A 24,372-nucleotide genomic window follows, 5' to 3' on the forward strand; every position below is an offset into this window, starting at 1 on the left:
CTGATGCCCTCCCGTAAGGAGCCCGTTGTGACCGCCACCCGCCGACTGCTGCTCGCCGCCCTGGCCGCCACCACACTGGCCGGCTGCGCGAGCGCCACCGCCGACCCGCAGCCCAGGGCCGCGCCGTCCGGGATCAACCTGACGCCGGATCAGCACCGGCTCACCACGCCGAAGGTGGACTCGATAGCCGCGCTGGTCCCCGACGGGGTGCGCAGCAGAGGCACCCTCCAGGTGGTCGACTCGCTCGGCACCGTGCCGCCGCTGGACTTCTACGCCACCGACGACAAGACCATCATCGGCGCCGAACCCGACCTGGCCTCCCTGGTCGCCGACGTGCTCGGCCTCAAGGTCCAGTTCAACCCGGAGAGCTGGGAGAACGTCTTCGTCGGCCTGGACAGCGGCAAGTACGACGTGGGCTTCACCAACATCACCGTCACCGAGGCCCGCAAGGAGAAGTACGACTTCGCCACCTACCGGCTGGACAACCTCGGCTTCGAGGCCAGGAAGGGCAGCGGCTGGAAGGTCACCGGCCCCGAGGACGTGGCCGGCCGGACCATCGGCGTCTCCTCCGGCACCAACCAGGAGAAGCTGCTGCTCGCCTGGAGCGACCAGGACGTCAAGGCCGGCCTCAAGCCGGTGGACGTGAAGTACTACCAGAACTCCGCCGACCACTACCTGGCACTCGGCTCGGGCCGGATCGACGCCTGGCTCGGCCCCAACCCGACCACCGCCTTCCACGCCGCGCAGACCGGCCAGACCGAGATCGTCGGCACCTACTCGGGCGCCGGCAAGGACGTCCAGGGCAAGATCGCCGCCACCGTGAAGAAGGGCAACCCGCTGAACACCGCGGTCAACGCGGCGCTCAACGAGATCATCAAGAACGGCACCTACGCCCAGGTGCTGCAGTGCTGGGGGCTGTCCAACGAGGCGGTGCCGGGCTCGGAGATCAACCCGCCGGGGCTGCCGAAGACGAATTGACGCCCGATAGGCTGGCCGCCATGTCAGATCTGGAGGGGTACCAGCTGCTGCGGGAGCTGGAGAGCGGCGCCACCGGCACCGTCTGGGAGGCGGTGGACCGCCAGCTCGGCCACCGGGTCGCCGTCCACATCGCGCCGGCCGGCGCGCCGGCCGAGCTGGTCGAGCGCTTCCAGCAGGAGGCCGCGGCCGTCGGCAAGCTCGCCCACCCGCACCTGGTCGCGGTCCAGCACGTGACCGGGCGGGCCCTGGTGACCGAGCTGCTCAGCGGCCGCACCCTGGACACCGCCGGCCGCGCCGACATCGGCCACCTGCTGGTCTGGGCCCAGCAGGCCTTCCTCGGGCTGCAGGCCGCGCACGCCCTCGGCGTGGTGCACTGGGCGCTCAAGCCCGGCCGGCTGCTGGTCACCGAGCAGGGCGGCCTCAAGCTGCTCGGCTTCGGCACCGCCTACCTGGCCCCCGCCACCGAGACCGGCAACGGCCCGTACCTGGCGCCCGAGCAGTGGCGCCAGGTCCCGGCCGACGGCCGCGCCGACCTCTACGCGCTGGGCTGCGTCATCTTCGAACTGATCACCGGACACCCGCCGTACACCGGCGCCACCGCCGAGGAGTTGATGCACCGTCACCTCAGTGACCCGGTGCCCTCGCCGGCCGCCCACCGCCCGGGCCTGCCGCCCGCACTGGACCAGCTGGTCCAGGCCCTGCTGGCCAAGGACCCGGCGGCCCGCCCCGCCGACGCGGCCACCGTGCGCGTCCAGTTGGGGACGATCGCGGCCGGCTACCACGGCGAGAGCGACCACAGCGCGCAGGGCCAACTGCGCGCCCAGGTGGACCAGGCCTGGGCCTACGGCGAGGCCGGCCACCCGATGGAGGCCGTCCGGCTGCTGACCGCGCTCACCACCCAGGCCGCCCGCACCCTCGGACCGACCGCGCCGCCCACCCTGCAAATCGCCTACGACCTTGCCATCTGGCGCGGGATGGCTGACGATATCGCTGGCGCGGCAGGTCTGTTGGCCGATCTCGTGCCACTGATGACCGCCACCCTGGGGCCGGGGGACGAGGACGTGGCGAAGGCGACCCGGGACCTCTGGTCCTACCGAACCGACCTGGAGCGCAAGCGCAACCGGCAGGGCACCATCGCCCGCCCGGGCGAACTCGCCATGCTGCTCGGCCTCCCCGCCTACCACCTGCCCGCCTGAACCACCCTGTGCTGGGGGAGACATGAAAGCCGGCGACCTGCTGGAGGAGCGCTATCGACTGGTCGGCGAGCTGGGCCGCGGCGGCTTCGGCGTGGTCTGGGAGGCCTACGACGAGCGGATCGGGCGGCAGGTAGCGGTCAAGACCCTGCGTCACCAGGGCGCCGGATCCGACGCCACCGACCTGGCCCGGCTGCGCCGCGAGGTGGAGGTGCTGGCCCGGCTGGTGCACCCGAACATCGTGCTGGTCTTCGACGTCGGCGAGTTCGACGCGGACGGCGAGCGGTTCAGCTACATCGTGATGGAGCTGCTCAACGGCCTGACCCTGAAGCAGGCCCTGCTGGCCGGCCGACCGCAGCTGCTGCAGGCCCTGGACTGGGCCGGCCAGCTCTGCGCCGCGCTGGCCGCCGCCCACGCGCACGACGTGATCCACCGCGACATCAAGCCGGAGAACATCATGTTCGCCGCGCCGGACCGCAAGCTGCTCAAGGTGCTGGACTTCGGGATCGCGCAGATCGGCGACAACCGGGACGCGCTGACCACCGTGGGCTCGGTGATCGGCTCCACGCCCTACCTGGCCCCCGAGCGCTGGCGCGGCGAGCCGGGGACGGTCCGCTCCGACCTCTACGCGGTCGGCTGCGTGCTGTACGAGATGCTCACCGGCGCCCGGCCGTTCACCGCCACCAGCACCTACAACCTGATGGTCCAGCACGTGGACGAGGAGCCGCCGCACCCGGGGGCGCTGCCCGCCGAGCTGGCCGATCTGCTGCTCGCGCTGCTGGCCAAGGACCCGGCCGACCGGCCGGCCGACGCCGCCGAGGTGGGCCGGCTGCTGCAGCAGGTGAGCGGGGCGGTGCGGGACCTGCGCCGCCAGGCCGACGCCGCCTTCCAGGCCGCCACCGAGGGCCGGCCCGCCGAGGCGGTCGAGCAACTGCGGCCGCTGATAGAGAAGTTCGCGCTCGCCTTCGGCCCGGACGACGGCCGCACGCTGCGCACCTGCCACGACCTGGCGGTGGCGCTGGCCCGGCTGGACCAGCAGGTGGAGGCGTACTGCCTGCTCAGCGAGCTGCTCCCGGTGGCCGTCGGCGCGCTCGGTGAGGACCACCCCGACGTGGAGGCGATCGAACGCCGACTGGCCCGCACGCCGGTGCCCGAGCGCCCCTGTCCGCCGGGACTGCTCGACGCCCTGCTCGGCACTGTCAACCGTACGGGCAGCTGATTCGACCCCCCCTCGCGATTGGATGAATTGATAGGAACTCGCCGAGATCGACCCCCTGGTTGCCAGGCGCCGCTGGTTGATATACCTCGATTTTCCAGATTTTCCCCCAGCGTGCGATGAGGTGATGGGCAGATGAAGCTCCTCCGTGTTGGCCCCCCGGGTGCCGAGCGCCCGGCTGTGCTCGGCCCGGACGGCACCGCTTACGACCTCTCGGGGCGGACCCGGGAGATCGACGGCGATTTCCTGTCCCGGCTGGACCCGGCCGAGCTGGCCGAGGCGGTGGCCCGCGGTGAGCTGCCGGTGCTGGACATCGCCGGGCAGCGCCTGGGCGCACCGGTGGCCCGGCCCGGCAAGGTGGTCTGCGTCGGCCTCAACTACCGCGACCACGCCGAGGAGGCCGGCGCGGCGATCCCGGTCGAGCCGGTGCTCTTCCTCAAGGCCAGCAACACCGTGGTCGGCCCCGAGGACGAGGTGCTGATCCCGCGCGGCAGCACCAAGACCGACTACGAGATCGAGCTCGGCGTGGTGATCGGGCGCACCGCCCGCTACCTGGAGAGCGAGCAGCAGGCCGCGGCCTGCGTCGCCGGCTACACCATCTCCAACGACGTCACCGAGCGGGCCTTCCAGCTGGAGCGCGGCGGCCAGTGGGACAAGGGCAAGTGCTGCGAGACCTTCAACCCGCTGGGCCCGTACCTGGTCACCCCGGACGAGCTGGCCGACCCGCAGGCGCTGGAGCTGAAGCTCTGGGTCAACGGGGAGCTGCGGCAGGACGGCAGCACCGCGCAGATGATCTTCCCGGTGCTCTCGGTGCTGCGCTACATCAGCCAGTTCATGGTGCTGGAGCCCGGCGACGTGGTCACCACCGGCACCCCCGCCGGGGTCACCATGGGCCGTCCCGGCACGCCCTTCCTGCAGCCGGGCGACGTGATGGAGCTGGAGGTCAGCGGGCTCGGGCGGCAGCGCCAGGTGCTCGGGAAGGCCTGACCGGAGCGCTCGCTACCGGCCGGTCCTGAGGGTGCCGAGGCGGGCCAGCAGCCGGGCGGCCCGCCCGTCGGGCGCCTCCAGGGCCAGCAGCGCGGCCAGCACTTCGGCGGTCTGCGGGTCGTGCGCGGCGGTGGCCGCGGTCATCGCCAGGAACTCGTCCACCAGCCAGTCGCGCAGCTCGGTGGGCGGGATCTGGCGGCCCTCGTCCAGCCAGGTCAGCGAGGAGGCCTCGACCACCGAGATCCAGCAACGGACCAGCAGGGTCAGCCGGGGTCCGGCCTCCCGCACACCCAGGTAGCGCAGCGTGCGGCGCAGCGCCGTGCGCCGCACCTCGTCCACGATCGCGCTGGTGCGCGCCGTCTCCACCACCGAGCCGCCGCGCAGCAGGGCGCCGTAGCCGGCGTCGTGCTCGGCGACGAAGGAGAAGTAGCCGTCCAGCACGGCGCCCAGCTGCTCGCTCGGGGTGCCGCGCTTGGGCACGCTGAACCGCGCGGTCAGCTCGGTGGCGGCGCTGCGCAGCGCGGCCTCGTAGAGCTGCTGCTTGCCGCCGGCGAAGTAGCGGTACACCAGCGGGCGGGAGGCGCCGGAGGCCTCGGCCACGTCGTCCAGGCTGACCTCGTCCGGTGGTCGGGTGCTGAACAGCGCCAGCGCCACGGCGATCAGCTGCTCGCGGCGCTGCTGCACCGGGAGCCGACGGTAGCCGGACCGCTTCTTGGTGGCGGGGGTGCTGCCCGAGGCCGGCTCCGTGTCGTTCATGGCGGTCAGCGTAGTGTGCGCTGCTGGCGCGTCCCAGCCGGATAAATCGTCATTAAAGCCGCATGATACGAGCATGCAGCGGACGGTTCGGGGGGAGCGCGGCAGCGCGCGGGTGGTGCACGCGATCTCGCGGTACGTCAGGGCGGCGCCCGGTACCTACATCTGGCTGGCGCTGCTGGCGGTGACCAGCTTCATCGTGGCCCGGATCAACCCCGAGAACCTGGAGTGGTTCCTGCAGGGCCGCAGCACCAACCTGGACCAGCTGAAGCACCATCCGGTGCACGCGCTGGTCGCCAGTGCGATCTGGACCGAGTCCGCCTCCTTCCCCTTCTACTTCGTCCTCTTCAACATCTTCCACGTGCCGGCCGAGCGCTGGCTGGGCACCTGGCGCTGGCTGACCGTGGCGGCCACCGCGCACGTGCTGGCCACCCTGATCAGCGAAGGCGTGGTCGCGGTGGGCATCCACCACGCCCGGCTGCCGGCCAGCCTCGCCGACACCGTGGACGTCGGGGTCTCCTACGCGCTGGCCGGGGTGGAAGGCGTGCTGACCTACCGCCTCGCCAGGCGCTGGCGGCCGCTCTACGGCGGCGGGCTGCTGCTCTTCTACCTGGTCCCGCTGATCACCTCGCACACCTTCACCGACCTCGGCCATTTCTGCTCGATCCTGATCGGCTTCTGCTTCTATCCGATCACTCGCGGCAGGCCGGTCTGGGACCCGCTGGTCGCCTGGCGCAACTGGCGGGCGCACGGACGGTAGTTGGAGGGCGCACGGAGCGGTAAACAGCACCCTCGGTTCCGGAAAGGGGCTTGCAAAGCGACCGAGCTGCGAAAGGATGTCCGAATGGCTTCCGTATCCCACCGCTCCGCCTCCGACGCCGTGACCCCGCGTCAGATCGCGGACGCGTACGTCCAGGCTCTCGCCGAGCTCGACCCGCTGACCGCGGTCTACCTCGGCCTCAACCCGGAGGACGACCGCCTCCCCGACCTCACCCCGGCCGGCACCGCTGCCGTCGCCGACCTGGCCCGCCGCACCCTGGCCGAGCTGGAGGAGGCCGAGGCGGCCGGCGCGCTGACCGCCGCCGCCGACCCGCAGGCCGAGCAGCGCTGCGCCCGACTGCTGCGCGAGCGGGTCACGGCCGAGCTGGCCGTGCACGAGGCCGACGAGGACCTGCGCTCGCTGCGCAACCTCGGCTCGCCGCTGCACAACCTCCGTGAGGTCTTCACCCTGCTGCCGACCGAGACCGCGGAGGACTGGGCGCGGCTCGGCCGCCGGCTGGCCCGGGTCCCGCTCGCCGTCCAGCAGTACCGCCAGACCCTGGAAGCCGGCGTCGCCAAGGGCCTGCTGGCCGGACCGCGGCAGGTCAGCACGGTGATCGAGCAGATCGCCGAGTGGCTGGCGCCGGACGAGGCGATCGCCGAGCCGGCCCGCGCCGCCGGCTGGTTCGGCGTGCTGGTCGACCCGGCCACCGAGCCGTCGCGCACCGAGCTGGCCGCCCACGCGCAGGCCGCCGCCGACGAGATCGCCGCCTTCAGCGACTGGCTGGGCGAGGTCTACGCGCCCGCCGCCGCCGGCACCCCCGACGCCGTGGGCCGGGAGCGCTACACCCGCTGGGTGCGCTACTGGACCGGTGCCGAGCTGGACCTGGACGAGGCCTACCAGTGGGCCTGGACCGAGTTCCACGACCTGGACGCGCAGATGCGCACCGAGGCCCAGAAGGTGCTCCCCGGCAGCACGCCGATGCAGGCGATGAACTGGCTGGAGAGCGACGGCCCGGCGATCACCGGCGCCGAGCCGGCCCGCGAGTACCTGCAGGGCCTGATGGACCAGGCGATCAACGACCTGCAGGGCGTCCACTTCGACCTGGCCGAGCCGGTCACCCGGGTGGAGTCGAGGATCGCCCCGGCCGGCAGCGCCGCCGCCCCGTACTACACCGCCCCGTCGCTGGACTTCACCCGCCCCGGCCGCACCTGGCTGCCGCTGCTGGGCCGCGACAGCTTCCCGGTCTGGGACCTGGTCAGCACCTGGTACCACGAGGGCGTGCCCGGCCACCACCTGCAGCTCGCGCAGTGGAACTACGTGGCCCAGAGCCTGTCCACCTACCAGGTCAGCCTCGGCGCGGTGAGCGCCAACCTGGAGGGCTGGGCGCTGTACGCCGAGCGGCTGATGGACGAGCTCGGCTACCTCACCGACCCCGGCCACCGCCTCGGCTACCTCAACGCCCAGATGATGCGGGCGCTGCGGGTGATCGTGGACATCGGCATGCACGTCGGCCTGGAGTTCCCGGCCGACTCCCCGTTCCACCCGGGCGAGGCGATGACGCCGGAGCTGGCCCGCGCGTTCTTCGGCGAGTACTGCGGCCTGTCGCCGGCCTTCCTGGACAGCGAGCTGGTCCGCTACCTGGGCATGCCCGGCCAGGCGATCGGCTACAAGCTGGGCGAGCGGGCCTGGCTGCGCGGTCGGGCGGCGGCCCGGGCGGCGCACGAGGCGCGCGGCGAGGAGTTCGACCTCAAGGCCTGGCACATGGCGGCGCTCTCGCAGGGCTCGCTGGGTCTGGACGACCTGGTCGCGGAGCTGTCCGCGCTCTGACGGAGTCCTCCGTGGCCTGATGCTGGCCGGGCCCCGTCTGCGCCGGGGCCCCGTCAGACCCTCAAGGCTCGGGTCAGACCCTTAAAGCTTGGATAAAATAATCAAATTTGTCCTGCTTTGAACCGGTTTTGCCTTGCCTCGCTCACGACTGCGAGCTTCGCTGGAGAGAAGTGCCGTCCGCGCACGCCGACGGCACCCCCGTCCGGAAGGCTCCTCCCGTGTCCGCGCAGCAACACGCGATGAGCGACCCGGTGCCGGACCCCCGCCGCTGGCGGGCGCTGGCCGTGATCGCCGTCGCTCAACTGATGATCGTGCTCGACATCACGATCGTGAACATCGCCCTCCCCTCCGCCCAGCAGGACCTGGGTATCTCCACCGGCGACCGGCAGTGGGTGATCACCGCGTACACCCTGGCCTTCGGCGGTCTGCTGCTGCTCGGCGGGCGGATCGGTGACATCTACGGCCGCAAGCGCACCTTCATGATCGGCCTGCTCGGCTTCGCCGCCGCCTCCGCACTCGGCGGTTTCGCGGTCACGGGCGGCATGCTCTTCATCTCCCGCGCCCTGCAAGGAGCCTTCGGCGCGCTGCTGGCCCCGTCCGCGCTCGGGCTGCTCTCCACCACCTTCCACGAGCCCCGGGAACGCGCCACCGCCTTCGGCATCTTCGGTGCCATCGCGGCCGGCGGCAGCGCGATCGGGTTCATCGCGGGTGGCCTGCTGACCGAGTACCTGAACTGGCGCTGGTGCCTGTTCGTCAATGTGCCGATCGCGCTCGCCGCCGCCACCGGCGCCTACGTCCTGCTGAAGCGCGACTTCATCACCAAGAACATCCGCATCCCCCTGGACCTGCCCGGCGCGCTGCTCGGCTGCGGCGGCCTGCTGGCGATCGTCTACGGCACCTCGGAGGCCGAGTCGCGCGGTTGGGGCGACTGGCTGGTGCTGGCCTGCCTGACCGGCGGCGCCGCACTGCTCGCGCTCTTCGTGCTGGTCGAGCGCAACTCCACGCACGCCCTGCTGCCACTGCACATCATCCGCGACCGAAACCGCGGCGGCGGCGCGCTGTCGGTCGGCCTGGCCGTGATCGGCCTGTTCGGACTCTTCCTCTTCCTCACCTACTACCTGCAGTCGGTCAAGGGCTTCTCGCCGGTGAAGACCGGCATCGCCTTCCTGCCGATGACCGCCGCGATCATCTTCAGCTCCACGGGTGTGGCCGCCCGCCTGATGAACCGGGTCCCGGCCCGCAACCTGCTGGTCCCCGGCCTGCTGCTGGGCGCCTCCGGGATGGCCTGGCTGACCCAGATGAAGGTGGACAGCCCCTACGTGGCCATGGTGCTGCCCGCCGAGATCCTGCTCGGCCTGGGCATGGGCCTGGTCTTCATGCCCGCGATGAGCCTGGCCACCCTCGGCGTCGCGCCGGCCGAGACCGGCGCGGCCTCGGCCACCATCAACACCGCCCAGCAGGTCGGCGGCTCGTTCGGCACCGCGCTGCTCAACACCATCGCGGCCAGCGCCACCGCGAGCTACCTGGTCGGGAAGGACATCACCAGCAAACTGGTCCGGGACACCGGAGCGGTGCACGGCTACAGCATCGCGGCGGCCGTCGCCCTCGGGGTGTTCCTGCTCGCGGCGGTGGTGGCCTTCGTGATGGTCGACCACCGACCGGGCGCGGGCGAGGAGGTCGGAGAGGGAGAGGCGTCCCCTTCTCTTGCCACGAACGTTCAGCCATGATGGTCCCTCCCTTGCCGATCACCCGGTCGGTGGATTCTCAGACGGCTCTCAGTCGGAAATCATCCGGTTACCAGTCGTCCGGGCGATAGTCGAAGAGGACCAAGGCGCCTCACCCCGGTGCCGACCAGTCGGCCGACCGTGGCCACCGAGCGGGCAGGAGTCACTGTCTGATGAGCAGTCAGCGTCGGCGACACCGCAAGCAGCCCAAGTTCGGCCTGCGCCCGATGCTGGTGATCGCCACGCTGGGCGCTGTCCTGGCCGGTGCGATAGCGGGTGTCAGCCTGCTCACCTCGCGCGCCGCCGCCTCCAGCCAGCGGTCCGCCGCCGCTCCGTCGGCCCGGGCTGTGCACGGCAAGGACGGCAAGGGGTCCAAGCACCGCTCGGCGAGCTCCTACTCGCCCGCGCCGGCTGCGGCGCCGGCCGCTCCGCAGCCGAGCACCGACTCGCCGGTGGCCCAGCTCCCGCCGTCGAACGCCCCTTCCCCCTCCGCTTCCCCCTCCGCCGCCCCCAGCACATCCCCGTCCCCGTCCCCGTCGCCTTCCGACTCCTCTCCCTCGGCCTCGCCCTCCGACGCTCGGGCCCTGCCCAGCGCCTTCACGACCACCGCTTCCCCCGGGCCCGAGGCCGACCGGGTCGGCGCACTCTTCACCAACTCCGTCTCCGCCGGCAACCACTTCTGCACCGCGAGCGTGGTGCACAGCGCCACCCGCAACCTGCTGCTCACCGCCGCCCACTGCCTGAGCAGCACCACCGGCGTGCAGTTCGCCCCCGGCTACCGCAACGGCCAGTCCCCGTACGGTAGTTGGCAGGTCACCCAGATCTACACCACCACCGGTTGGTCGCAGAACGGCGACGTCGACCAGGACTTCGCCTTCCTCGAGGTCGCCCCCAACGCCAAGGGCCAGCAGATCGAGGACGTGGTCGGCGGCGGCACCCTCGGCACCAACGAGTCCTTCACCGCCACGGTCCGCCTCTACGGCTACCCCGACAGTGGTGAAGCGCCCCTGGCCTGCTCCAACGCCACCACCCAGCAGTCCGGCTACCAGCGCCGGATCGACTGCCCCGCGTACTCCGGCGGCACCAGCGGCGGCCCCTGGATCTCCACCACCACCGGCCGCGTGATCGGCGTCATCGGCGGCTACCAGCAGGGCGGCGACACCGACGACACCTCGTACAGCGCCTACTTCGACGCCACCATCGCCAACCTCTACCAGACGGCGGTGGCCTCCTCGGCCTCCTGACCCGGTCAGGAGGCCGAGGAGTCAGGACCAAGCTCACTCGCTCTCGAAGCCGCCGTCCTTGCCGGTCTGGTTGTCGTGCGTCTCGGTGACCATCCCGTGGCCGGCCGTCACGCTGCCGCTGGTGTTGTGGTGCTTGGAGAACCACGCGCTGTGCCCGTGCGCGCTGGCGCTGCCCGCAGCACCCACCACGGTGAGGGAGGCGAGGGCGAAGCCGATCACGGCGGTGCGAATTCGCATATGCATTCCATTCTCCGGTGGGCCGATCACTTTGGCCCGATATGTCAGAGAGAATGCACCGCCCACCCTGCTGAAGTCAGTCGCATACGCACGTGATCACCCTGATGGCCGCGCCACTTCGTCCTGCCGAGTGCTCAGATGGGCACAGTCCGAACAGACTTGTGGGCCCGGCCGCCGACACGACGAAGGCCCAGGTCATCAGACCTGGGCCTCGATCAAGCACTTCGGTGAAGTGCCCCCGGTAGGATTCGAACCTACGCACCCGCCTCCGGAGGGCGGTGCTCTATCCCCTGAGCTACGGGGGCTTGCCTGTCGCATCTCTGCGACGAGAAGAACATTACCAGCTCGGCGCGGTGCTTCGTGCAGGGGTTTGTGCAAAGGCGCCACGGGGGCGCGGTGGCGGCTCTAGGCTCGGTGGGGTGTCGGGTGTGTCCGGGCGGGTCCTCGTGGTGGACGACAGCGAGGTGATCCGTCAGCTGATCAGGGTCAACCTGGAGCTGGAGGGCTTCGAGGTGGTGACCGCGGCCGACGGTGCCGAGTGCCTGGAGGTGGTGCGCCGGGTGCGGCCCGACGTGGTCACCCTGGACGTGATGATGCCCCGGCTGGACGGGCTGCGGACGGCGGCCCGGCTGCGCGGCCAGGAGGAGACGGCGGCGCTGCCGATCGCGATCGTGAGCGCCTGTACGCCGGCGGATCTGGACCGGGGGGAGTCGGTCGGGGTGGACGGCTATCTGGCGAAGCCGTTCGACCCGGTGGATCTGGTGACCCTGGTACGGCAGTTGATGGGACTCAAGCGGGACCGGGGGAGCGGCTTCACCTTCGGCGAGTTTCGCTGAGAGCGAACAGCTGTCGGAAGGCACCATGTCTCAAACCGTGGCCTCGGCGCTGCCCGCCCCCGCCCCTCGCCTAGGCTTGGGCCCGTGACACCCGCAGAGCTCTCCCACGCAGTCCAGGTCGCCGTGCGCACCGCCGTCGAGGCGGGCGAACTGTCCGTCGACGTCCCCGAGCAGGTGACGGTCGAGCGACCGAAGAACCGCGAGCACGGCGACTACGCCACCAACGTGGCCCTCCAGCTCGCGAAGCCGGCCGGCAAGCCGCCGCGCGCCGTGGCCGAGTTGGTCGCCGCCCGTCTGCGAGAGCTGCCCGGGGTCGCGAAGGTCGACATCGCCGGGCCGGGCTTCCTGAACATCACGCTGGACGCCGCCACCCAGGGCGAGCTGGCCCGCACCATCGTCGAGGCCGGCGAGTCGTACGGCCGCAACGAGGCGCTCAAGGGCCTGAAGATCAACCTGGAGTTCGTCTCCGCCAACCCCACCGGCCCGATCCACATCGGCGGCGTCCGCTGGGCGGCCGTCGGCGACTCGCTCGCCCGGATCCTCAAGGCCACCGGCGCGGACGTCACCACCGAGTACTACCTGAACGACGCCGGCGTGCAGATCTCCAAGTTCGCCGCCTCGCTGCAGGCCGCCGCGAACGGCAAGCCGGTCCCGGCCGACGGCTACGTCGGCGAGTACATCGTGGACATCGCCAAGGCGATCACCGACGGCGTGCCCGGCGTGCTCGACCTGCCCGAGACCGAGCAACTGCAGGCCTTCCGCACCCACGGGCTGGGGCTCATGGTGGCCGAGATCCAGCGTTCGATGGACGAGTTCGGCACCCACTTCGACACCTGGTTCTCGGAGCAGTCGCTGCACGACTCCGGCGCCGTGACCAAGGCGATCGAGCGGCTGCGCGAGCAGGGCCACGTCTTCGACGAGGACGGCGCGATCTGGCTGCGCACCACCGACTTCGGTGACGACAAGGACCGGGTGCTGATCAAGGCCGACGGCGAGACGACGTACTTCGCCGCCGACGCCGCCTACTACCTCTCCAAGCGCGACCGCGGCGCCGAGGTCAGCGTCTACATGCTGGGCGCCGACCACCACGGCTACGTCAACCGCCTCAAGGCCATCGCGGCCTGCGCGGGCGACGACATGGACCGCAACATCGAGGTCAAGATCGGCCAGTTCGTCAAGATGCTGCGCGATGGTGAGGAGGTCCGGATGTCCAAGCGGGCCGGCAACATCATCACCATCGACGACGTGGTCGACTGGATCGGCGTGGACGCGGCGCGGTACACGCTGGCGCGGTCCTCCACGGACTCCACGATCACCCTCGACATCAACCTGCTGACCAGCCAGACCAGCGAGAACCCGGTCTACTACATCCAGTACGCGCACGCCCGGATGTGCTCGGTCCAGCGCAACGCCGACAGCAAGGGCATCGTCCGGAGCGCGGACTTCAAGCCGGAGCTGCTCGACAGCGAGTGGGAGTCCGTCCTGCTGGGCCAGCTCGGCGAGTTCCCGCGGGTGCTGGCGAAGGCCGGCGAGCTGCGCGAGCCGCACCACGTCGCCCGGTACCTGGAGGAGGTCGCTCGCGACTACCACCGGTTCTACGACAACTGCCAGATCCTGCCCAAGGGCGACGAGGAGGTCACGGACCTCACGCACGCCCGGCTCTGGCTCGCCGACGCGACGCGCACGGTCATCGCCAACGGTCTGACGCTGCTCGGCGTCTCCGCCCCCGAGCGGATGTAGCCGCCAACCTCTCGCACTTCAAAGGGGCGGTGACGGACCTTCGGGAACGTCACCGCCTCTGCCACAAGGGAGAACCAATGAGCCGCTCCGCGCACCCCGCGGGCCCCCGCCACGGCGACGTGCTGCCCGAGGGCCACTACCTCGCCCCGCCGGCCGACCTCAACGCGCTGGACGCCAAGGTCTGGTCCCGCACGGTCGCCCGGGACGCCGACGGCACCGTCACCGTCGGCGGGGTCAAGGTGACCGCGCTGGCCGCCGAGTTCGGCACCCCGGCCTACGTGATGGACGAGGCCGACTTCCGCTCGCGGGCCCGCGCCTGGCGCGAGGCCTTCGGCGCGGACGCCGACGTCTACTACGCGGGCAAGGCGTTCCTCTCCAAGGCGGTCGTCCGCTGGCTGCACGAGGAGGGGCTCAACCTCGACGTGTGCAGCTCCGGCGAGCTCGCGGTGGCGCTGGCGGCGGGCATGCCGGCCGGCCGGATCGCGCTGCACGGCAACAACAAGTCGGTGCACGAGCTGGAACAGGCCGTGAAGGCGGGGGTCGGCCACATCGTGGTCGACTCCTACCAGGAGATCGAGCGGCTGGCCGCGATCGCCGAGCACCAGGGCGTCCGGCAGCCGGTGCTGATCCGGGTGACGGTGGGTGTCGAGGCGCACACCCACGAGTTCATCGCCACCGCGCACGAGGACCAGAAGTTCGGTCTCTCGCTGGCCGGGGGAGCGGCGGCCGAGGCGGTCCGGCTCACTCTCGCGCAGCCGAGCCTGGAACTGCGCGGGATCCACTCGCACATCGGCTCGCAGATCTTCGACACGGCCGGGTTCGAGGTGGCCGCCCGCCGGGTGGTCGGCCTGCTGGCCGAGATCCGCGACGAGCACGGTGTCGAGCTGCCCGAGATCGACCTGGGCGGCGGCCTGGGCATCGCCTACACCAGCGAGGACGATCCGCGGGAGCCCGCGGAGATCGCCGTCTCACTGGCCGAGATCGTGCGCCGGGAGTGCGCGGCGGCCCGGCTGACCGCCCCGCGGCTCAGCGTGGAGCCCGGCCGGGCGATCGTCGGCCCGACCGCCTTCACGCTCTACGAGGTCGGCACCGTGAAGGAGTTGGCGCAGCTGCGGACGTACGTCAGCGTGGACGGCGGAATGTCCGACAACATCCGCACCGCGCTCTACGACGCCGCGTACTCGGTGGCCCTGGTCTCGCGCACCAGCACGGCCGAGCCGATGCTGGTCAGAGTGGTCGGCAAGCACTGCGAGTCGGGTGACATCGTGGTCAAGGACGCCTTCCTGCCCGCCGACCTGGCTCCGGGCGACCTGGTCGCGGTGCCCGCCACCGGCGCCTACTGCCGCTCGATGGCGAGCAACTACAACCACGCCCTCAAGCCTCCGGTGCTGGCCGTCCGCGACGGCGCGGCCCGGGTGATCGTCCGGCGCGAGACGGAGGAGGATCTCCTGCGCCTCGATATCGGATGACGAAAATCCTGTCTCAAACTCTGGAACGACGGTAGATCTTTACTAATCGTCCCCGAGACTGGGACACAAGACCGGAACCAGAACATGGGAATGAGCGGAGTCGGATGATGCGTACGCGGCCGCTGAAGGTGGCGTTGCTGGGCTGTGGTGTGGTGGGCTCCGAGGTGGCGCGCATCATGACGACAGACGCCGCCGACCTCGCCGCGCGCATCGGCGCGCCGGTCGAGCTCGTCGGCATCGGGGTCCGCCGGGCGGGCCGGGCCCGTCCGGGCGTGCCCGCGGAGCTGATCACCACCGACTCCGAGGCCTTGGTGAACCGGGGCGACATCGACGTGGTGATCGAGGTGGTCGGCGGCATCGAGCCGTCCAAGCACCTGATCCTGTCCGCCTTCAAGCAGGGCGCCTCGGTGGTCAGCGCCAACAAGGCGCTGCTCGCCCAGGACGGCGCCGAGCTGCACGCGGCCGCCGCCGCGGCCGGGGTGGACCTCTACTACGAGGCCGCGGTGGCCGGCGCGATCCCGCTGATCCGCCCGCTGCGCGAGTCGCTGGCCGGCGACCGGGTCAACCGGGTGCTGGGCATCGTCAACGGCACCACCAACTTCATCCTGGACAAGATGGACTCCACCGGCGCCGGTTACTCGGAGGCGCTGGAGGAGGCCACCGCGCTGGGCTACGCCGAGGCCGACCCGACCGCCGACGTGGAGGGCTTCGACGCCGCCGCCAAGGCCGCGATCCTGGCCGGCATCGCCTTCCACACCAAGGTCACCGCGGCCGACGTCTACCGCGAGGGCCTCACCGAGGTCACCGCCGCCGACATCGCCTCCGCCAAGCAGATGGGCTGCGTGGTCAAACTGCTGGCGATCTGCGAGCGGGCCGCCGACGGCGGTTCGGTCACCGCGCGGGTGCACCCGGCGATGATCCCGCTCAGCCACCCGCTGGCCAGCGTCCGGGAGGCCTACAACGCGGTCTTCGTGGAGGCCGAGGCGGCCGGCCGGCTGATGTTCTACGGCCCGGGCGCCGGCGGCGCACCGACCGCCTCCGCGATCCTCGGCGACCTGGTCGCGGTCTGCCGCAACAAGCTCAACGGGGCCACCGGGCCCGGCGACTCGGTCTACACCCAGCTGCCGGCCAAGCCGATGGACCAGGTGGTCACCCGCTACCACGTCAGCCTGGACGTGGACGACCGGGCGGGCGTGCTCGCCCAGGTGGCCTCGGTCTTCGCCGAGCACGGCGTCTCCATCGACACCGTGCGCCAGCAGGGCCGCGACGGCGACGCCTCGCTCGTCGTGGTCACCCACCGCGCCACCGACGCCGCCCTGTCGGCGACCGTGGACAAGCTCCGCGCGCTGGACAGCGTGCGCGATGTGGCCAGCATCATGCGGGTTGAAGGGGAGTAAAGCAGCCATGAACGCCGTGGTCGACAGAGTCAGTGGACACACCCACCAGTGGCGGGGCCTCATCGAGGAGTACCGCGACCGGCTGCCGGTCAGTGCCACCACGCCGGTGGTCACCCTGCTGGAGGGCGGCACGCCGCTGGTCCCCGCCCAGCTGCTCTCCGAGCTGACCGGCTGTGACGTGTATCTCAAGGTCGAGGGCGCCAACCCGACCGGTTCCTTCAAGGACCGCGGGATGACGATGGCGATCTCCAAGGCCAAGGAGGCCGGCGCCCAGGCGGTGATCTGCGCCTCCACCGGCAACACCTCGGCCTCCGCCGCCGCCTATGCGGTGCGGGCGGGGATGGTCTGCGCCGTGCTGGTCCCGCAGGGCAAGATCGCGCTCGGCAAGATGGGCCAGGCGCTGGTGCACGGCTCGAAGATCCTCCAGGTGGACGGGAACTTCGACGACTGCCTGACGCTGGCGCGCGAACTGTCCGAGAAGTACCCGGTCGCGCTGGTCAACTCGGTGAACCCGGTGCGGATCGAGGGCCAGAAGACGGCCGCCTTCGAGATCGTCGACATGCTCGGCGACGCCCCGGACATCCACGTGCTGCCGGTCGGCAACGCCGGCAACATCACGGCCTACTGGAAGGGCTACCGGGAGTACGCAACGGACGGCCTGGCCACCCGCACGCCGCGGATGTGGGGCTTCCAGGCCTCCGGTTCGGCCCCGATCGTGGACGGCGCCCCGGTGCTCAAGCCGCAGACCATCGCCACCGCGATCCGGATCGGCAACCCGGCCTCCTGGGCCTACGCCGAGGCCGCGCGGGACGAGTCCGGTGGTCTGATCGACAAGGTGACCGACCGTCAGATCCTGGCCGCGTACCGGCTGTTGGCCGCCAAGGAGGGCGTCTTCGTGGAGCCCGCCTCGGCCGCCAGCGTGGCCGGCCTGCTGGCCAAGGCGGAGGCCGGACTGGTCGACCCGGGCCAGCGGATCGTCTGCACGGTGACCGGCAACGGGCTCAAGGACCCCGACTGGGCGGTGGCCGGAGCGCCGCAGCCGCACGTGGTCCCGATCAACGCCGAGGCCGCCGCCCAGCGGCTGGGTCTGCTGGACTGAGCCGGCCGCACCGGACTGCGTCAGGTCGGTGACACCCGGACCTGACGACACGTCGACGTTCGACACCGAGGCGTTTCCCGCCGGATCGGGGGGTAACGCCTCGGTGTCGTTTTCGTTGTCCCATGTGAGGCCGATTCCACGCGAATTCCGGCCATAACCTGCAACACGGCAGATCGAAGGGGAGCGGGGTGTACCGCTGTGGAACCTCTCTTCGATACGCTGAGTCCTGGCGGCGTGGCACATGCCAAGGGTCTTCGCCCTGACGGGCACTGACACCCCCCCGCCGCCGTACCACCGCCGGCCCCTGACGACGGGCCTGCCTCACTTCCCCAGGAGAGTCCACCGCATGGCCGGTCCCGCGTTCCGTGCCGCCGCCGTCCGGGTGCGCGTCCCCGCGACCAGCGCCAACCTGGGCCCCGGCTTCGACGCCTTCGGACTCGCCCTGGGCCTGTACGACGACATCGTGGTCCGGGTCTGCGACTCCGGCCTCTCGGTGGACATCGCAGGTGAGGGCGCCGAATCGCTGGCCCGGGACGAGCGCCACCTGGTCGTCCGCTCGATGCGCGCCGCCTTCGACCGGCTCGGCGGACAGCCGCGCGGCCTCGAAGTCGTCTGCGCCAACCGCATACCGCACGGCCGCGGCCTGGGCTCCTCCTCGGCCGCCATCTGCGCGGGCATCGTGGCCGCCCGCGCGGTCACCATCGGCGGCCCGGCCGCCCTGGACGACGCCGCGCTGCTGGCCCTCGCCTCCGAGCTCGAGGGCCACCCGGACAACGTCGCCGCCTGCCTGGCCGGCGGGTTCACCATCGCCTGGACTGACGAGGACTCAGCCAAGGCGGTGCGGCTCGAACCGGCCGCCGAGGTGGTCCCGGTGGTCTTCATCCCGGCCACCGAGGTGCTCACCGAGACCGCCCGCGGCCTGCTGCCCAAGACCGTTCCGCTGGCCGACGCGGCCGCCAACGCGGGCCGCTCCGCGCTGCTCGTGGAGGCGCTGACCAGGCGGCCCGAGCTGCTGCTGGCCGCCACCGAGGACCGGCTCCACCAGGACTACCGCGCCTCCGCGATGCCGGACAGCGCCGCGCTGGTCGCCGCGCTGCGCTCCGAGGGCATCCCGGCGGTGATCTCGGGCGCGGGTCCGACCGTGCTCGCGCTGACCGACGAGGCCGGCGCCGACAAGCTGCTCCAGTTCGCCGGGGAGAACTTCGCAGCTCACCGGCTGCGGCTCGACCGTGACGGAGCAGGCGTCCGTCCGTTGGACGGGTGACCGTTCTCACTCGACCGACCGCGCGGCACCACGCGCCCGGCCCGCCCGTCGCCACGGTGCACGGCCGTGCGCCAAAAGTGCCGGGCGGGCCCGGCGGGCGGAACGGACACGATTGGCAAGCACCAGGCTGGGGAATGTGTGAGGGGGTCGGTAGTGTTAACCTCATGTCTGCATCAGGCGCCCCGCGGGGCCCGGTGCACCGCGTCCCCCTCCCCAGGACCCGATTCCACGGGCCCGAGGCGTTGTCGGGGACCACGATTCTCCGGGAGCCCGCCACAGCGCGTACGCAGCCTGCCTGCGCGATTGCGGCCGCATCCCGAAGCCGTGTCGGATCCCGACCCCCACCCTCCGCAACTGGCCTGAAGTCCAGTAGGGCGGGAGCGCGGGAGACCGTCACGCGACGGGGGCCCGGGATTCGCAGGCAGCGCGGTCGGCATGCAGTGTCGATTTCACTGGCCGCTCGCCGCACCACATTTCGCACCACCGTGCCTCGTGCACCGCACTTCGCACCTCTCCCCCCACCCAGCACCGTTGCGGTGGAGGGACCACCGCCTCCGACTTGCGCACCGCAGAGCCGCAGGTCAGACAGCACAACCGGTCGCCGAGCCAGACAGGCCGACGTCCGCTCCAGGGAAGGACCCTTAGTGAGCGACACCACCGATCTGATGGGCGCGCGCCCGGACGCCGACGCGACGGACACGCCCGCCGCCCCCGCGGCGCCGGCCAAGCGCCGCCGTACCGCTGCCGCAGGCCTTGACGGTCTGGTCCTGGCCGAGCTGCAGAAGCTCGCCTCGACCCTCGGCATCAGCGGCACCGGCCGTCTGCGCAAGAGCCAGCTCATCGAGGCCATCAAGGAGAAGAGCGGCGGCGACCCGCTGCTCGCCTCCGCCGGCACCGCGGCCGCGCCGGCGCGCGCCGCCGCCAAGGAGGCGGCCCCCGCGGCCGCCGCCGAGAAGCCGGCCCGCCGGACTCGCAGCACCGCCGCGGCCGCCACCGCGCCGGCCACCGAGGCTCCGGCCCAGATCGAGATCCCGGGCCAGGCGGCCCCCGAGGCCGCCGCTCCGGCGCGGGCCGAGCGCGGCCGTCGCCGGGCCACCTCGGCCGCCGGTGCGCCCGCCGCCGGTGCGCCCGGTGCCGTCGAGGCGGCCGCCGCGGGCACCGCCGTGGAGACCGTCGAGCCGGCCGCCGAGGCCAAGGCCGAGGCCAGGACCGAGGCGAAGGCCGAGGCGAAGACCGAGACCCAGCCGCGGACCTTCGAGGGCCGTGACGACCAGCGTGAGGGCCGTCGCGACCGCCGGGACCGCCGGGACCGCCGCGAGGGCGCCGAGCAGCGCACCGACGCGGCCGAGGGCGAGGGTGGCGACAGCCGCGAGTCGCGTCGCGACCGCCGCAACCGTCGCGACCGCGCCGACCGCCGGGACGGCCAGCAGGGCGGCGGCGCCCAGCAGCAGCCGGCCCAGCAGCCCGCGGCCCAGCCCGCCGCCGCCCAGCAGGGCGGCCAGGGCAGCCAGGGCGGTTACGACGACGACGAGTTCGGCGACGGCCGGCGCGGCCGCCGCGGCCGCTACCGCGACCGCAACCGCCGTGGCCGCGGCGAACGCTTCGAGGGCAGCGTCGCCGAGCCGCAGGTGGGCGACGACGATGTGCTGATCCCCGTCGCGGGCATCCTGGACATCCTCGACAACTACGCCTTCGTGCGGACCTCCGGCTACCTGCCGGGCCAGAACGACGTCTACGTCTCGCTCGCCCAGGTCCGCAAGAACGGCCTGCGCAAGGGTGACGCGATCACCGGTGCGGTGCGCCAGCCCAAGGACGGCGAGCGCCGCGAGAAGTTCAACGCCATGGTGCGGCTGGACTCGGTGAACGGCATGGACCCGGAGAGCGGCCGCAACCGCCCCGAGTTCGGCAAGCTCACCCCGCTCTACCCGCAGGAGCGGCTGCGCCTGGAGACCGACCCGGGCGTGCTGACCACCCGGATCATCGACCTGGTGTCGCCGATCGGCAAGGGCCAGCGCGGTCTGATCGTCGCCCCGCCGAAGACCGGCAAGACGATGATCATGCAGGCGATCGCCAACGCGATCACCCGCAACAACCCCGAGTGCCACCTGATGGTCGTCCTGGTCGACGAGCGTCCGGAAGAGGTCACCGACATGCAGCGCTCGGTCAAGGGCGAGGTCATCTCCTCGACCTTCGACCGTCCGGCCGAGGACCACACCACGGTCGCCGAGCTGGCCATCGAGCGCGCCAAGCGCCTGGTGGAGCTGGGCCACGACGTGGTGATCCTGCTCGACTCGATCACCCGCCTGGGCCGCGCCTACAACCTGGCGGCGCCGGCCTCCGGCCGCATCCTGTCCGGTGGTGTCGACTCGACCGCGCTCTACCCGCCGAAGAAGTTCTTCGGTGCCGCGCGCAACATCGAGAACGGCGGCTCGCTGACCATCCTCGCCACCGCGCTGGTGGAGACCGGCTCGCGGGCCGACGAGGTGGTCTTCGAGGAGTTCAAGGGCACCGGCAACATGGAGCTGCGGCTGGACCGCAAGCTCGCCGACAAGCGGATCTTCCCCGCGGTGGACGTGGACGCGTCCAGCACCCGCAAGGAGGAGATCCTGCTCGGCAGCGAGGAGCTGGCGATCACCTGGAAGCTCCGCCGGGTGCTGCACGCGCTCGACTCGCAGCAGGCGATCGAGCTGCTGCTGGACAAGATGAAGCAGACCAAGTCGAACGCCGAGTTCCTGATGCAGATCGCCAAGACCACGCCGGGGTCCAGCGACTGACGCATCGTCGGAGCGACACGGCCGCGGGCGGCCACTGGATTCCAGTGGCCGCCCGCGGCCGTTGGCGTCCCGGCCTGTCCCCGGCTCAGGACAGGGCTGTGACACGAAGCGGACATACCGTCCTATTGGCTCGCTTATGCTCGAAAGATGTCCGATGAACAGCAGCAGCCGAGTACCCGCCGGGAGCGCCGGGCCGCGCACCGCCGGGTGCGCAGCCGCAAGGCCAAGGTGCTGCGAGCCGTCGCCTTCACGGCGGCCGGCCTGGTGCTGGCCGGTGCGGGTACCGCCGGTTACGCGTACTGGAAGCTGAACGGCAACATCAAGAGCGTCGACATCGACTCCCAGCTCGGCACCGCCCGCCCCTCGGCCCCCAGCGACGGCTCGTTCAACGTGCTGGTGCTCGGCTCCGACTCGCGCAGCGGCGCCAACGGCAGCCTGGCCGGCGGCGACACCGGCGACACCGCCCGCTCGGACACCGCGATGGTGGTGCACGTCGCCCAGGACCACAAGACCGCCACCGTGGTCTCGATCCCGCGCGACACCCTGGTGGCCCGCCCGTCCTGCACCGCCAAGGACGGCAGCACCGTGCCGGCCGCCAAGAGCGCGATGTACAACAGCGCCTTCGAGGTGGGCGGCGCGGCCTGCGCGGTGAAGACCACCGAGCAGCTCACCGGCATGCGGATGAACCACTACATCGAGATCGACTTCGCCGGTTTCGCGGGCTTCATCAACGCCATCGGCGGCGCGACCGTGACCACCTCGGTGAACATCCACGACAAGGACAGCGGCCTGGACCTCAAGGCCGGCACCAACCACCTCAACGGTGACCAGGCACTGGCCTTCGTCCGGACCCGGCACGGCGTCGGGGACGGCAGCGACCTGGGCCGGATCGAGCTGCAGAAGCAGATGGTGAAGTCGATCATCAAGCAGATCGGCAGCATCGGGCTGTTCTCCAACCCGGCCAAGCTCTACTCGGTCGGCGACACCCTGACCAAGTCGATCACCACCGACTCGGCGCTCGCCTCGGTGTCCGCGCTGACCGGTCTCGGCGAGGAGCTCAAGGGGATAGGGACGGACCAGCTGACCATGGTCACGCTGCCGGTGGCGCCGGCCCCCGGCGACCCCAACCGGGTGGTGTCCAAGGCCCCCGAGGCCGGCCAGCTCTGGGACGCGCTGCGGGCCGACCAGCCCGCACCGAGCGCCATCGTCAGCAGCCAGCCGTCCAACCCGGCCGACCCCAAGGGATCGGCCGGCAGCGCGGCGAGCGCCACCGCTACCCCCTGAGGCGTGCGGAATAACCTCGGACCCGCGTCAGTTTGGGAAGAAGCGGTCAGTGCTGGCACACTGGTCCGTCGGCCCCGGTTCACGTGCGGCATCCAAGCCGCCGACCCGGCGCCCTCCCGATCACTAGGAGAATCCCTTGAAGCGCGACGTCCACCCCGAGTACGTGGTCACCAACGTGACCTGCACCTGCGGCGCCGAGTTCACCACTCGCTCCACCGAGACCTCCGGCGTCATCCGCGCCGAGGTGTGCTCGCAGTGCCACCCGTTCTACACCGGCAAGCAGAAGATCCTCGACACCGGCGGCCGCGTGGCCCGCTTCGAGGCTCGCTTCGGCAAGGGCCTCAGCGGCAACCGGGCCTAGCGCTCCCGCGGCGCCGGTCCTCGGCGCCCCCGCACTGCGGGGGCGCCGGGACCGGCGCCGTTCGCGTCTTGCCCCTCAGTCGCCGCCGGCGGATGTCACCGCACCCAACCACGCTCCCGGGAAAGTAGGCCCACCCCATGTTCGAGGCAGTCGAAGAGCTCCTCGTCGAGCACGCCGCCCTCGAAGAGCGGCTGGCCGACCCGTCGGTCCACGCGGACCAGGCCAACGCGCGCAAGCTGGCCAAGCGGTACGCCGAGCTGACCCCGATCACCCGCACCTACCGGGCCTGGCGACAGGCCGGCGAGGACATCGAGGCGGCCCGCGAGTTCGCGGCCGAGGACCCCGACTTCATCGCCGAGGCGAAGGCCGCCGAGAAGCGCCAGGAGGAGCTGACCGAGGAGCTGCGCCTGCTGCTGGTGCCGCGCGACCCCAACGACGACAAGGACGTCATCCTCGAGGTCAAGGCGGGCGAGGGCGGCGAGGAGTCGGCGCTGTTCGCCGGCGACCTGCTGCGGATGTACCTGCGGTACGCGGAGCGGGTGGGCTGGAAGACCGAGATCATCGACGCCAACGAGTCCGACCTCGGCGGCTACAAGGACGTCTCGGTGGCCGTGAAGACCAAGGGCATGACGGAGCCCGGCCAGGGCGTCTGGGCCCGCCTGAAGTACGAGGGCGGCGTGCACCGGGTGCAGCGGGTGCCCGCGACCGAGTCGCAGGGCCGCATCCACACCTCGGCGGCGGGCGTGCTGGTCACCCCGGAGGCCGAGGAGGTCGAGGTGGAGATCCACGCCAACGACCTGCGGATCGACGTCTACCGCTCGTCCGGCCCCGGCGGCCAGTCGGTCAACACCACCGACTCCGCGGTCCGGATCACGCACCTGCCGACCGGTATCGTGGCGTCCTGCCAGAACGAGAAGAGCCAGCTGCAGAACAAGGAGTCGGCGATGCGCATCCTGCGGTCGCGACTGCTGGCCGCAGCGGTGGAGGCGGCCGAGCAGGAGGCCTCGGACGCCCGGCGCAGCCAGGTCCGCACGGTCGACCGCTCGGAGCGGATCCGGACGTACAACTTCCCGGAGAACCGGATCTCGGACCACCGCACCGGCTTCAAGGCGTACAACCTGGACCAGGTGCTCGACGGCGACCTGGCCGCGCTGATCCAGTCCGCCGTGGACGCCGATGCCGCGGCGAAGCTCGCCGCGGCGCAAGAGCAGTAACCACCGCAGAGG

At 71.5% G+C, this 24,372-nt stretch carries 20 protein-coding genes and 1 tRNA gene; 18 read left to right on the top strand and 3 right to left on the bottom strand.

Annotated elements, in window-relative coordinates:
* Positions 1-3: 3 nt before the first annotated feature.
* The 4 genes from BR98_RS17210 (at position 4) to BR98_RS17225 (ending at position 4,374) form a co-directional block, all read left to right on the top strand.
* Complete coding sequence (locus BR98_RS17210) at positions 4-978, top strand: ABC transporter substrate-binding protein (protein WP_035845755.1); 975 nt, start codon at positions 4-6, stop codon at positions 976-978.
* Positions 979-998: 20 nt separating this feature from the next.
* Positions 999-2,174, top strand: coding sequence for a serine/threonine-protein kinase (locus BR98_RS36410; RefSeq protein WP_051969869.1), 1,176 nt, complete (start codon positions 999-1,001; stop codon positions 2,172-2,174).
* A gap of 22 nt (positions 2,175-2,196) precedes the next feature.
* Positions 2,197-3,390 (top strand): serine/threonine-protein kinase, encoded by a 1,194-nt coding sequence (locus tag BR98_RS17220; protein WP_051969870.1) that lies wholly within the window; start codon positions 2,197-2,199, stop codon positions 3,388-3,390.
* Between the two features lie 132 nt (positions 3,391-3,522).
* Positions 3,523-4,374, top strand: a complete 852-nt coding sequence (locus BR98_RS17225) for a fumarylacetoacetate hydrolase family protein (protein WP_035845758.1) — start codon at positions 3,523-3,525, stop codon at positions 4,372-4,374.
* A gap of 12 nt (positions 4,375-4,386) precedes the next feature.
* Here the strand turns inward: BR98_RS17225 and BR98_RS17230 are convergent, their stop codons facing one another.
* On the bottom strand, positions 4,387-5,130 hold the full coding sequence (locus tag BR98_RS17230) for a TetR/AcrR family transcriptional regulator (protein WP_035845760.1): 744 nt from the start codon (positions 5,128-5,130) through the stop codon (positions 4,387-4,389).
* Between the two features lie 73 nt (positions 5,131-5,203).
* Between BR98_RS17230 and BR98_RS17235 the strand changes: the two genes are divergently transcribed.
* From BR98_RS17235 to BR98_RS38050, 4 genes are all read left to right on the top strand, one after another.
* Positions 5,204-5,887, top strand: a complete 684-nt coding sequence (locus BR98_RS17235; RefSeq protein ID WP_051969871.1) for a rhomboid-like protein — start codon at positions 5,204-5,206, stop codon at positions 5,885-5,887.
* An 84-nt stretch (positions 5,888-5,971) separates the two neighbouring features.
* Positions 5,972-7,717, top strand: a complete 1,746-nt coding sequence (locus BR98_RS17240; protein ID WP_035845762.1) for a DUF885 domain-containing protein — start codon at positions 5,972-5,974, stop codon at positions 7,715-7,717.
* 239 nt (positions 7,718-7,956) lie between these two features.
* Positions 7,957-9,444 carry an MFS transporter gene (locus tag BR98_RS17245; RefSeq protein WP_063774796.1) on the top strand — a complete coding sequence of 496 codons (1,488 nt, stop codon included), beginning with the start codon at positions 7,957-7,959 and terminating at the stop codon, positions 9,442-9,444.
* 170 nt (positions 9,445-9,614) lie between these two features.
* Positions 9,615-10,685: a trypsin-like serine peptidase gene (locus tag BR98_RS38050; RefSeq protein WP_051969872.1), complete on the top strand. Its 1,071-nt coding sequence runs from the start codon at positions 9,615-9,617 to the stop codon at positions 10,683-10,685.
* Between the two features lie 33 nt (positions 10,686-10,718).
* Here BR98_RS38050 and BR98_RS17255 read toward each other — a convergent pair whose 3' ends face one another.
* Both BR98_RS17255 and BR98_RS17260 read right to left on the bottom strand, forming a co-directional pair.
* Positions 10,719-10,922, bottom strand: coding sequence for a hypothetical protein (locus tag BR98_RS17255; RefSeq protein WP_035845764.1), 204 nt, complete (start codon positions 10,920-10,922; stop codon positions 10,719-10,721).
* A gap of 233 nt (positions 10,923-11,155) precedes the next feature.
* Positions 11,156-11,227 (bottom strand) — tRNA-Arg (locus BR98_RS17260).
* 123 nt (positions 11,228-11,350) lie between these two features.
* Here BR98_RS17260 and BR98_RS17265 point away from each other — a divergent pair.
* The 10 genes from BR98_RS17265 (at position 11,351) to prfA (ending at position 24,360) form a co-directional block, all read left to right on the top strand.
* On the top strand, positions 11,351-11,758 hold the full coding sequence (locus BR98_RS17265; protein WP_051969873.1) for a response regulator: 408 nt from the start codon (positions 11,351-11,353) through the stop codon (positions 11,756-11,758).
* 84 nt (positions 11,759-11,842) lie between these two features.
* Positions 11,843-13,498 (top strand): arginine--tRNA ligase, encoded by a 1,656-nt coding sequence (gene argS / locus BR98_RS17270; RefSeq protein WP_035845765.1) that lies wholly within the window; start codon positions 11,843-11,845, stop codon positions 13,496-13,498.
* A 77-nt stretch (positions 13,499-13,575) separates the two neighbouring features.
* Positions 13,576-14,967 (top strand): diaminopimelate decarboxylase, encoded by a 1,392-nt coding sequence (gene lysA, locus BR98_RS17275; protein WP_035845766.1) that lies wholly within the window; start codon positions 13,576-13,578, stop codon positions 14,965-14,967.
* A gap of 104 nt (positions 14,968-15,071) precedes the next feature.
* Entirely contained in the window at positions 15,072-16,364 is a 1,293-nt protein-coding gene (locus BR98_RS17280; protein WP_035845769.1) for a homoserine dehydrogenase, read from the top strand.
* Between the two features lie 7 nt (positions 16,365-16,371).
* Entirely contained in the window at positions 16,372-17,463 is a 1,092-nt protein-coding gene (thrC, locus tag BR98_RS17285; RefSeq protein ID WP_035845771.1) for a threonine synthase, read from the top strand.
* 346 nt (positions 17,464-17,809) lie between these two features.
* Entirely contained in the window at positions 17,810-18,727 is a 918-nt protein-coding gene (gene thrB, locus BR98_RS17290; RefSeq protein WP_035845772.1) for a homoserine kinase, read from the top strand.
* 644 nt (positions 18,728-19,371) lie between these two features.
* Positions 19,372-21,501 carry a transcription termination factor Rho gene (rho, locus tag BR98_RS17295; protein WP_035845776.1) on the top strand — a complete coding sequence of 710 codons (2,130 nt, stop codon included), beginning with the start codon at positions 19,372-19,374 and terminating at the stop codon, positions 21,499-21,501.
* Between the two features lie 147 nt (positions 21,502-21,648).
* Positions 21,649-22,785 carry an LCP family protein gene (locus BR98_RS17300; protein WP_083976683.1) on the top strand — a complete coding sequence of 379 codons (1,137 nt, stop codon included), beginning with the start codon at positions 21,649-21,651 and terminating at the stop codon, positions 22,783-22,785.
* Positions 22,786-22,921: 136 nt separating this feature from the next.
* Positions 22,922-23,146 carry a 50S ribosomal protein L31 gene (gene rpmE, locus BR98_RS17305; protein WP_035845778.1) on the top strand — a complete coding sequence of 75 codons (225 nt, stop codon included), beginning with the start codon at positions 22,922-22,924 and terminating at the stop codon, positions 23,144-23,146.
* A 137-nt stretch (positions 23,147-23,283) separates the two neighbouring features.
* Positions 23,284-24,360: a peptide chain release factor 1 gene (prfA, locus tag BR98_RS17310; protein WP_035845780.1), complete on the top strand. Its 1,077-nt coding sequence runs from the start codon at positions 23,284-23,286 to the stop codon at positions 24,358-24,360.
* Positions 24,361-24,372: the final 12 nt, after the last annotated feature.

This window comes from Kitasatospora azatica KCTC 9699 (assembly GCF_000744785.1).
Lineage (GTDB): Bacteria > Actinomycetota > Actinomycetes > Streptomycetales > Streptomycetaceae > Kitasatospora > Kitasatospora azatica.

Coding starts and splice junctions, on each gene's coding strand:
- BR98_RS17210 (WP_035845755.1), top strand. CDS start 4: ATGCCCTCCCGTAAGGAGCCCGTTGTGACCGCCACCCGCCGACTGCTG.
- BR98_RS36410 (WP_051969869.1), top strand. CDS start 999: ATGTCAGATCTGGAGGGGTACCAGCTGCTGCGGGAGCTGGAGAGCGGC.
- BR98_RS17220 (WP_051969870.1), top strand. CDS start 2,197: ATGAAAGCCGGCGACCTGCTGGAGGAGCGCTATCGACTGGTCGGCGAG.
- BR98_RS17225 (WP_035845758.1), top strand. CDS start 3,523: ATGAAGCTCCTCCGTGTTGGCCCCCCGGGTGCCGAGCGCCCGGCTGTG.
- BR98_RS17230 (WP_035845760.1), bottom strand. CDS start 5,130: ATGAACGACACGGAGCCGGCCTCGGGCAGCACCCCCGCCACCAAGAAG.
- BR98_RS17235 (WP_051969871.1), top strand. CDS start 5,204: ATGCAGCGGACGGTTCGGGGGGAGCGCGGCAGCGCGCGGGTGGTGCAC.
- BR98_RS17240 (WP_035845762.1), top strand. CDS start 5,972: ATGGCTTCCGTATCCCACCGCTCCGCCTCCGACGCCGTGACCCCGCGT.
- BR98_RS17245 (WP_063774796.1), top strand. CDS start 7,957: ATGAGCGACCCGGTGCCGGACCCCCGCCGCTGGCGGGCGCTGGCCGTG.
- BR98_RS38050 (WP_051969872.1), top strand. CDS start 9,615: ATGAGCAGTCAGCGTCGGCGACACCGCAAGCAGCCCAAGTTCGGCCTG.
- BR98_RS17255 (WP_035845764.1), bottom strand. CDS start 10,922: ATGCGAATTCGCACCGCCGTGATCGGCTTCGCCCTCGCCTCCCTCACC.
- lysA (WP_035845766.1), top strand. CDS start 13,576: ATGAGCCGCTCCGCGCACCCCGCGGGCCCCCGCCACGGCGACGTGCTG.
- BR98_RS17280 (WP_035845769.1), top strand. CDS start 15,072: ATGATGCGTACGCGGCCGCTGAAGGTGGCGTTGCTGGGCTGTGGTGTG.
- thrC (WP_035845771.1), top strand. CDS start 16,372: ATGAACGCCGTGGTCGACAGAGTCAGTGGACACACCCACCAGTGGCGG.
- thrB (WP_035845772.1), top strand. CDS start 17,810: ATGGCCGGTCCCGCGTTCCGTGCCGCCGCCGTCCGGGTGCGCGTCCCC.
- BR98_RS17300 (WP_083976683.1), top strand. CDS start 21,649: ATGTCCGATGAACAGCAGCAGCCGAGTACCCGCCGGGAGCGCCGGGCC.
- prfA (WP_035845780.1), top strand. CDS start 23,284: ATGTTCGAGGCAGTCGAAGAGCTCCTCGTCGAGCACGCCGCCCTCGAA.